Raw genomic sequence first — 9,081 nt, 5'->3', positions numbered from 1 at the left:
GAGCAACCGCATTACAATACCCTTTCCACTATTGTCAGAAACTTGGAAGAAAAAGGATATGTTTCGCATCAAGCGTATGGCAACACGCACCAGTATTTCCCTATTGTTAGCAAAGAAAAATATAGAAAGGCTTTTATGAATAATGCGATTGAGCATTATTTTAATAACTCCTATAAGAGTATGGTTTCGTTTTTTGCGGAAGAAGAAAAAATTTCTGCAGATGAACTCAGAGAGATTTTAGCGATCATCGAAAAAAAGAAATAATATGGAAAATTGGTTGATCTACTTCGCTAAAGTCAACGGATTACTAGTTGTATTCTATTTGATGTATGTTCTGTTTTTAAGAAAAGAAACCTTTTTTACATCCAATCGCTGGTATTTGATTTTAGGTTTGATTTCTTCGTTCGTTTTACCGTTGATTACATTTACCAAAACTGTCTGGGTTGATGCAAAACCGGTTGTTTTTGAACAAATAACCAACTATGAACCGGCTTTCATTCAAAATGCTACTGCAGTTGAAGAATCAGTAAATTGGAATGAACTATTCATTGCATTTTACTCGATTATCGCTTTGATTTTTATATTAAAGATAGGTTTTGAAATTGCTTCTTTCTACAGAACTATTAAAAATCAGCAAAGAACAAAAGAACAGCATTTTACTTTAATCCAATCTTCAAAAACTAACAATCCGTTTTCTTTTTTTTGCTATATAGTTGTAAATCAGCAACAATTTTCTAAAGAGGAATTGAATCACATCCTCCTTCACGAATCCATTCATGTGAAACAAAAACACTCATTTGATGTATTATTTTCTAGAATTATTTGTGCCATTTTATGGATTAATCCTGTGGTTTGGCTTTACAGAAAAGCAATCATCCAAAACTTGGAATACATAGCTGACAATGAAACTTTCTTAACTATAAACAATAAATATGCCTACCAAAAAACCCTATTAAAAGTGGTCACCAGCAACAATCAATTATCAATCAACAATCATTTTTTTCAATCATTAATCAAAAAACGAATCGTTATGTTAAACACTAATCAATCACACAAAAAGAACTCCTGGAAATATGCCCTACTACTTCCGGTTTTAGTTGCTTTTATGCTACTCTTCCAAATTGAAACAGTAGCTCAATCGAAAGATGAACCAGCGGAAAAGGTCAGTTACGTAGTTACTTCCAATTATTCATCCATTGTAACTAAAAACACAACTGACCAAGAAATTAAAGAATTAGAAAAAGCTTTTTCAGGTGAGAAGCAAAAATTAAAAATTTCAAACGTCAAACGAAACAGTAATAGTGAAATCATAGCTATCAAATTAGAATTTGATTATGGAAAAACCTATAATCGGGTTATGGAACGTAAATCGGATAAAGGAATTAATAGCATCAAAATTTATATCAATTCGGATAAAAATGATGATTTAGCTTATGGTTTTGAAGATCATATTTCAATTGCTGCTGTTGACGAAACGATTGAAATTGACGGCCTAGTCGCAAACATCACTAAATCTAAAAAGTGGAGTTTAGATTCCATGAAAAAAGATGGAAAAGAGGTCGTATTAATTGTAAATGGAAAAGTTAAAGCTCCAAAAGAGAAAGTGGAAATCAGTTTTGATGAAGAATTGGGAGACATGAAAGAGATTTCTATGAGTGAATTTGAGAAAAAATATAACAAAAAAGCGGATAAAGATAAGCTCTACTATGAAGTCAATACTTTTAAATTGCCAACAGTTAAAGGAAGTTATAACGAATTGGCTAAACCATCGCAAGAAAAAGAAAAAACCTCTTCAGGTTACAGTTTTTCATACGAAACATCTGGACCGGAGAGAAATGTAGAACTTATAAAGGAAAATAAGACGGTCGATTATAAAAAAGCATTAATTATTTATGATGGCAAAGAGATCAGTCCAACCGAGTTAGAAACTATCGATCCTAATTCTATTGCGTCAGTATCATCAATGATAGCAACAGAATATGCCTTAAAGGAATATGGTGAACGAGCAAAAAACGGGGTTGTAATTATAGAATCTCAAGCATATTTTAAAAAAAACAATCCCAATTTAAAGACAGACCTTGAAACATTCGTCTTTAAATTAGACAGTGACAATGATGGATTTGTAATAGGGAAGAATTCAACAAAAGAAGATTTGTCGTTTTACAAAACTACTTTAGCCAGGAGTAATATTTCATTTAGCTTTTCAGGTATCAAAAGAAATGATAAGGGGGAAATTACCGCAATATCCCTTACCTTTAGTAAAGATGATGTCAAAATAAAACGAAATTTTAAGTCTACAAATCCAATACCTTCACTATTTATCGGAAAGAAAAACGACAAAATCGTTATTGAAGAATCGAATTAAACTCTGAAATCCCGTTCACGCGGGATTTTTTTATATTTACAAAAAAATAAATCATGTTTCAACTTTTAGCCCAACTCAACAAAACACTTCTCCCAAGTTTTACTAAACAAGGATTAGACCTAGCCAAAGCCAAAAAATGGCAAATGGCAATCATCGGCTGGAGGTATTATGTTACTACTCGAGCCTTGGACAAAAAAAACTAATAGGTTAACGCGGCGAAGAGGTTGTAGTTTTTTATTTTTTCTCTGCCGTTCAAGAAACTCAGTTCCATTAGAAAGTTCACTTGCACAATTTCTCCACCTAACTGTTCCACCAATTCGCATACGGCTTTTGCAGTGCCACCAGTAGCTAAAACGTCATCGTGAATGAGCACCTTATCTCCTTTTTGAATAGCATCTGTATGAATTTCTAAGGCGTCGGAACCGTATTCTAAATCATAACTTGCAGAGATGGTATCAAAAGGCAACTTATTTGGTTTTCGCACCGGCACAAAACCCGCATGCAGTTTTTCTGCTAATAAAATTCCAAAGAAAAACCCACGACTTTCCACGCCAATAACCTTGTCGATGTGCACCTCTTTTAAATGAGACAGCAGTATCTCCAGACATTCCTCACGAGCTAACGGATTAATTAATAACGGAGTAATATCTTTAAAAATAATTCCCTTTTTAGGAAAATCTTGCACGATGCGAATGTACTTATTGAGGCTCATAAAAAACCGTTTTAATTTATATTTTGATTTGCAAGTTACACAAAAATACCTATATTTGCACCCGCAATAAGGCCTCGTGGCGCAACTGAATAGCGCACTTGATTACGGCTCAAGAGGTTACTGGTTTGAATCCAGTCGAGGTCACGAATAAACACTAAAATAAGAAAAAACGCCAAGCTCGCTTGAGCGTTTTTTTGTTTTTAGTGTTTTCAAAGCGGAGCTTTGCTGGATGTTGCTTGCAAAATCCAGTCGAGGTCACGAATGAATGGAAAGCCCCAGCGAAAGCTAGGGCTTTTTTTGTTTGATTTTTTAATTTTGAGCTTGCTCATAAAATTAAAAAATCAAACAAAAAAAGTTTTCAATCTTTGATTGAAAAGGCTTTTCGTTCTCAGAACGGAGCTCATTCTGGAACAACGGAGTTAATCCTTTTATACTGTTGAGCTTGCTCATAAAATTAATTTTGTATACTAAAAAAGTTCTTTCAATCAGAGATTGAAAGAACTTTTCATTTCCACTACTGAGCTCATTCTGGATCAACGGAGTTAATCCCATCGAAGGTCACGAATAAACACTTTTTATATTGGATTACTGCCAAAATAATAGTCTCTTTGTAGCATTAGTTCTAAATAAAAGCACATGGCATTAGATTACATCATCAACGAAGAAATAACCGACCGCATATTTGACAAACCCGCTATTCGATACAAAGAATTTGAAGCCTGCATTTTTAAAAACTGTGATTTTACAGTTTGCGATTTTACAGGTGTAGTATTTGTAGAATGTACCTTTTACGAATGCAATTTCAAAGAAACCAAAATCAATTTTGTTTCCCTTCGGGATGTGGAGTTTGTTGGTTGCAATTTTACCGCAGTAAATTTTGCCATGACCGATCAAGTAATTTATAATTTTAACTTCACTGATTGCCTGTTGGATTATACCCAATTCTATGCATTAAAACTTAAGAAAATGCAATTTATTAACTGCAGTATGGTAGCTGTCGATTTTATGGGAAGCGATTTAACAGAAGCTTTATTTGATAATTGCAATTTGAGAAGAGCCGTTTTTATTGACACCAATTTACAAAAAGCAGATTTTTACACCAGTTACGATTTTATTATTGATCCTGATAAAAACAAAGTAAAAAAAGCTATTTTTTCTACCGAGGGTTTAAGAGGATTAGTCGCCAAATATGATTTGGTTATCAAATAATTTATTTCCGTACAATAAATTCTACTCTACGGTTGATTGAATGTTCTACTTCGGAACAATTGTCGCCACAGTTAATTAAAGGAACTCGTTCACCAAAACCTTTTGACCGCATTCTGTTTCTTTCGATTCCATTTTCTAATAGGTATTCTAAGGTTGAATTAGCTCTGTTGTGAGACAATCGTAAATTATATGCATCCGATGCTCGGGTGTCGGTGTGGGCTCCCAACTCAATTTCCATTCGTGGGTATTTTTTCATAATGGCCACTAAAACATCCAACGTGTTTGCTGCTTCCGGTTTTATATCCCATTTATCTAAATCAAAATATATGTTTTCTAATTGAATGTAGACTAAACCATCTTCTTTCGTTACAATGATATCTTCCGCATCATCATAAGATTCAATTTCTAACTCGATTGTGAATCGAACCCGACCATCATCCGTAGTTTCAAAAATTTCAGTTTTAGAAGCATAGAAATCACGATCAGCTACAATTTTATATTTTGTATTGGGTTCAGAATTGAATACATAATCTGCATTTTCACCTACTACGAGCTGGCCGATTAACTTATCATCCATGTCATACAAGGTGACGGTCGTTCCGGGTAGTAATTCTTTGGTGTTTATGTCTCGAACATCACCTTCCACGATGAACCTACGTTCGTTTTCTTCGCGAACGAAGGAATATAAATTATCTGTTCCTTTGCGGTTAGAGGCAAAATACCCAATGCCTTCGTTGGCTTTTAACACATAGGCAAAATCATCCATTCCGGTGTTGATGGTTTCTCCTAAATTGATTGGTTTTCCGTAGACGCCATCATACGTTCGAGCCATAAAAATATCTAATCCGCCCAAGCCTTGAAGACCTTCAGAGGCGAAATAAAGTGTTTCGTCTTCCGCAATAAAAGGAAATTGTTCACGATGAATGGTGTTGATATTGTCACCTAAGTTTTGAGGTTCGCCATAACCTCCGTCTTCAAAAATGTCAACAAAATAAATATCAAACGAGCCTATAGAACCGGGACGATCACTTGAAAAATATAATTTCTTTTCATCAGGACTTAACATCGGATGCTGTGTTGAAAACTGATCGCTTGAAAAAGGCAACTCGGTTACATTTGTCCAAGCATTATTTTCGAATACGGCTTTGAAGAGTTTTACAGAAGCAAATTTTTCTTCCCCAACTTGAACTTGTACATCATTGGTACGATTAAAATACATCGTCTTGCCATCTTTGGAAAAGGTTGCTGAACTTTCATGTGTTTTTGTGTTGATGATTTCAGAAAAAGGTTTGATGTTTTCTAATATACCATCTTTAGAAACGGTTGCTTCATATAAATCGAGATATGGTCTGTCGTTCCATTTATAAAGTGGACTTTCTGTGTTTCTGAGTGAAGCAAAAACGACTTTTTCACCAAAAAAAGAAATTCCAAAATCACCTGTACTATTGCTTCGTGTCATTTGACGTACAGTGTAATTAAAAGGCACGATATTATTTAAATGCTCTCTGAATTTCTTGGTATCAACTGAATATTTTAAATATTCGCCCATGATTATATCTCCTTTTTCGAAGTCTTCAATTCCTTTCAACGCGTTGGCATATCTAAAATAATATTCAGGTTTTACACTATCTTTGTAAGTAAAAAATAAAGTTCCGTAATGCGTTGATGCAAATTTCATTTGAGCATTGTAGTAATAAGAATCAGCTAAATTTTGTAAAACTTTTTGATCATGTTTAAGCTGTTCATACATTTTTGCAGCTTCGACATAAGCTTTGTTAGCAAAAAGTTCATTCGCTTTTTTGATTGAAGGTTTCTGAGCCAGAATAAATTGGCAAACCAACAAAAAGAATAGTATATAAAAGTTGTTTCTCATCTTTATTATTTTAGAAAAATCGTGGAGATTTGTCGTAACCATTTGCTTTCCCTTTTTTATTTAAATCAAATAATAACATAATTTCATGACTTCCGGTATTGAATTTTCCTAAATTGGAAAGGGTATAATCATAAGCATATCCAATTCGTAACGAAGGTGTAATTTTGAAATTTACTAAACCACTCACAGAATCGTCCCAACGATAACCGGCACCTAGTTCAAAAACATTATTGATTAAAAAATTGGCTGTGAGATCTAACGACATTGGAGCTCCAGCAACCGCTTTAGTCATAAAAGCCGGTTTAAATTTTAAATTATCATTTAAATTAAACACATATCCACCAGTGAAAAAATAATGTATTTCCTCAACTCCTGTTGCAATAACACCATCCTGCTTTTCAAGATGTTTAGATTTTAAAAGATTTGGGCTTGACAATCCTAAATAATAATTCTCTCCAAAATAAAATGCTCCAACTCCGATATTTGGAAAAGTTTTACTCAAATTTTCAGCAAATGCAGGATCCGGTAATTCATCTGAATATATAAAACCATTAAAGTTCGTGCTGTAAAAAGTTGCTCCTCCTTTAATTCCAAAAGAAAGTTTATTAGATTCATTCAATTTTAAAACGTAAGCAAAGTCTACATAAACATTACTTTCTTTTACCACATCGTCTATTTCATCATGCACTACAGAAATTCCCATTTCTACTTTTTTAGCGATGGGTGAATGAGCAAAAAAAGTTCCGGTAGTTGGGCCTCCCTCTGAACCAACCCATTGAGCTCTATATAAGGCACCAAAATTAATGACCTCTGCATCATCTGTTGCATAACCCGGATTAATAACACTCATATTATACATATACTGCGTATATTGAGGGTCTTGTTGGGCATTTGAAACCAAGGTCACCAATAAGGTAATTAAATGAATTTTATATTTTATATGTTTTCCTATCATAACGTTATAATCTTTTATCTGCTTAAATAAACTCTACCTTGTAATGGTTTTCTACTACCATCATTAAAGTTTATAATATAGAAATATACTCCCACGGGAAGTTTATTACCGCCAATTTGAATTCCTTTATCAGAAGTTCCATCCCAATCGAGCGAATTTGCATTTCCTTTGTAAAGAATATTTCCATAACGATTGAATATTTCGAGTGTGAAATTTGGATACAATGTTCTAATATTTTTAATCTCAAAAACTTCATTGATTCCATCCCCGTTCGGAGAAAATCCATCAGGAATTACAATTTCAGTACAGTCTTTAATCACTACGATTACCTGAAGTCTTACTGCACTTTCACATCCTGTGCTTGACTGAATTGAAGCATAATAAGTTACCCCATCTACCAATAAATCTGAGTTACTGTAAGCATTACCGCTTGATGGAGCATCATACCAAATTATAGTTTCGCTTCCAATTATACCATTTGTTAAATCGGCAATTGTAGCATTATCATCTTCACAAAATGAATTTCCTCCCTCTACTAATTGAGGTGTTTCGACTTCTTCAATAGATATCGTTATGCTATTAAAGGTATTTCCTGAAACCCCACATGCATTTCCGATAATTGAATTTAATGGGTTAATTGAAATTGTAATATTTCCAAAATTATTTATAACTGAAGAAGGAATAACGAAGCTTGTTTCCCCATTTGTAAAAACAACCGGGATTGTTTCATTAAAATTTATTGCTCCAGAAATTTGATAGGTTAACTGATATGTTCCATCTGACAAATTGTTTGCATTTGAAATTAAAACTGTACCTTCAGTATTGACACATATTCCAACCATTGAAACTAATGCTTCCGTGATTGATGGTTGAGCTAATATTTCAAATGTAACTGCGACATTTGGATTTAAATTTATACAATTTGTTGCTAAATTTGAAATTGAAATTAGTGACATTGTGTAAACACCTGCTAATGGAAAAACGGATGAAGGTATAGTAAATTGTCCATTTCCGCTCACTATTGAAATAATGCCTGAATTTCCGGTTATTGGATTTGCATTAGGAATAGAATATACAAATTGGTAATTTCCATCAGTTAAATTAGTTGCTCCGGAAATTTGAACAAGTACATCATTTCCAAAACAAACATTTACAATTTGAATAGTACTATTTGAAATACTTGGTATTGGTAAAACTTCAATAGCAAAATTTAATCCGGATAATACTGTTGTACAAGTAGTATCAGAATTTGTAATAGAATTTAAAATTAAAGTAGTAATTCCTGAATTTACTAATTGTGTTGAATCTATTGTGAAATTTCCTTCACCATTTGAAGCAGTTAATAAAACTGTTTGATTTGGTAAAATATTACTACCTGTTAATGAATAATTTATTGAATAATTACCATTAGACAAATTGAATACTGTAATAGTAATACTTTCTCCTTGACAAATTGGGGTTAATACAATTACATCATCAATCGTAATGTTTGGTGATTGATTAATGGTTAATTGAACTACTTCTGAATCTGAATTACAAGTGTTTGTAACTGTATATACAAAAGTATAAGTACCGGCAATTAAATCAGTTACAGATATAATGTTAGTAATCGTATCTCCTTGACCGTTTACCCAAACTCCACCAGCTTGTTGAGTTCCATCTAATAATGTATTTAAATCGAAGTTTCCAGTTGAGTTACAAATTGTTTGAATTCCTGTAAAAGTACCTGCATTAGCAGCTAATTCAATTGTGACCGCTACTGTGGCCGTACTGTCTGCACATGGTGGAGTACCTACTATTGTATAGGTATAAGTTCCCGCTGTATCTACTGCCGGATCAAAAACACCTGTGCCACTAGCTAATGCCGGACTCCAGGTCCCGCCTGTTTCAGGGCTATTTCCTAATAAGGTGAATAAATCTATACTAGGGCTCGTAGTACATAAAGTAATACTGCCGCTAGTGCCTGC

8 protein-coding genes and 1 tRNA gene are annotated in these 9,081 nt (G+C 33.5%); 5 read left to right on the top strand and 4 right to left on the bottom strand.

The features are described from left to right. The 3 genes from ACIQ2Z_RS11830 to ACIQ2Z_RS11820 all read left to right on the top strand — a co-directional run. Window positions 1–264, top strand: a 264-nt coding sequence (locus ACIQ2Z_RS11830) for a BlaI/MecI/CopY family transcriptional regulator (RefSeq protein ID WP_396184363.1), incomplete at its 5' end; no start/stop codon positions are given. A 1-nt stretch (window position 265) separates the two neighbouring features. Next, on the top strand, window positions 266–2,365 hold the full coding sequence (locus tag ACIQ2Z_RS11825) for a M56 family metallopeptidase (protein ID WP_396184362.1): 2,100 nt from the start codon (window positions 266–268) through the stop codon (window positions 2,363–2,365). Window positions 2,366–2,418: 53 nt separating this feature from the next. Beyond that, window positions 2,419–2,568: an SsrA-binding protein gene (locus ACIQ2Z_RS11820; protein WP_396184361.1), complete on the top strand. Its 150-nt coding sequence runs from the start codon at window positions 2,419–2,421 to the stop codon at window positions 2,566–2,568. On the opposite strand, the gene ACIQ2Z_RS11815 is transcribed toward ACIQ2Z_RS11820, so the two are convergent. Then, complete coding sequence (locus ACIQ2Z_RS11815) at window positions 2,565–3,077, bottom strand: adenine phosphoribosyltransferase (RefSeq protein WP_396184360.1); 513 nt, start codon at window positions 3,075–3,077, stop codon at window positions 2,565–2,567. The two genes, ACIQ2Z_RS11820 and ACIQ2Z_RS11815, sit on opposite strands and share 4 nt — an antisense overlap. Window positions 3,078–3,147: 70 nt before the next feature. Between ACIQ2Z_RS11815 and ACIQ2Z_RS11810 the strand changes: the two genes are divergently transcribed. Both ACIQ2Z_RS11810 and ACIQ2Z_RS11805 read left to right on the top strand, forming a co-directional pair. Further along, a tRNA-Arg gene (locus tag ACIQ2Z_RS11810) sits at window positions 3,148–3,221 on the top strand. A 492-nt stretch (window positions 3,222–3,713) separates the two neighbouring features. Beyond that, the gene (locus ACIQ2Z_RS11805) at window positions 3,714–4,286 is read left to right on the top strand and encodes a pentapeptide repeat-containing protein (protein WP_396184359.1); all 573 of its coding nucleotides are present in this window, start codon (window positions 3,714–3,716) and stop codon (window positions 4,284–4,286) included. A gap of 1 nt (window position 4,287) precedes the next feature. Here the strand turns inward: ACIQ2Z_RS11805 and ACIQ2Z_RS11800 are convergent, their stop codons facing one another. The 3 genes from ACIQ2Z_RS11800 to ACIQ2Z_RS11790 form a co-directional block, all read right to left on the bottom strand. Continuing rightward, window positions 4,288–6,159 (bottom strand): OmpA family protein, encoded by a 1,872-nt coding sequence (locus ACIQ2Z_RS11800; RefSeq protein ID WP_396184358.1) that lies wholly within the window; start codon window positions 6,157–6,159, stop codon window positions 4,288–4,290. A gap of 10 nt (window positions 6,160–6,169) precedes the next feature. Next, window positions 6,170–7,114, bottom strand: coding sequence for a type IX secretion system membrane protein PorP/SprF (locus ACIQ2Z_RS11795; protein ID WP_396184357.1), 945 nt, complete (start codon window positions 7,112–7,114; stop codon window positions 6,170–6,172). Window positions 7,115–7,128: 14 nt separating this feature from the next. After that, a partial coding sequence (locus ACIQ2Z_RS11790) for a gliding motility-associated C-terminal domain-containing protein (protein WP_396184356.1) occupies window positions 7,129–9,081 on the bottom strand: 1,953 nt, incomplete at its 5' end.

The sequence above is a fragment of the Flavobacterium sp. genome (assembly GCF_044361015.1).
Taxonomy (GTDB): Bacteria; Bacteroidota; Bacteroidia; order Flavobacteriales; family Flavobacteriaceae; genus Flavobacterium.
Note: the sequence above shows the minus strand (reverse complement) of the source record. Positions and strands in the feature narration are given on the sequence as shown.